Below are 487 nucleotides of genomic sequence, written 5' to 3' on the forward strand. Positions count from 1 at the left end.
GGTGGCGGCGACCAGGTTTTCCTCGACCGTGAGGTCTTCGAACACGCGCCGCCCCTCCATCACATGGCTCAGGCCTTGGCGCACCAGCTGCTGCGGCGCCAGCTGCGCCGTGGGCTTGCCGTTGAACAGCACGCTGCCGCTTTCGAGCGCGCCATCTTCGAGCGCCAGCAGGCCGGATATCGCCTTCAGCGTGGTCGACTTGCCGGCGCCGTTGCTGCCCAGCAGCGCCACGATTTGGCCGCGCGGCACGGCCAGCGACAGGCCGCGCAGGGCCTGCACCACCTTGTTGTAGATGACCTCGATGTTGTTGACTTCGAGGACGAGGTCGGTGCGCGGCGCGTGCATGGCTGCCTACAGCTTGATCCAGTCGGAGGCCGCAACCATCTTCTGCGCCTTCATGTCGGCCTTGTAGACGCGGCCCACGGGGATCGAGTTGCCGCTGATGGTGATCGGCACGCCGATCAGGCCGCCGGTGTCGAAGTCCTTG

1 protein-coding gene and 1 pseudogene are annotated in these 487 nt (G+C 66.7%); both read right to left on the minus strand.

Annotated features, from left to right (window positions below):
* Nucleotides 1–345: ATP-binding cassette domain-containing protein (locus B2J89_RS21730; RefSeq protein WP_169170857.1), on the minus strand; the 345-nt coding region annotated here is incomplete at its 3' end.
* Nucleotides 346–351: 6 nt separating this feature from the next.
* A pseudogene (locus B2J89_RS22985) lies at nucleotides 352–487 on the minus strand (amino acid ABC transporter substrate-binding protein); the annotation flags it as partial.

It is taken from the genome of Acidovorax sp. SRB_24, assembly GCF_012931925.1.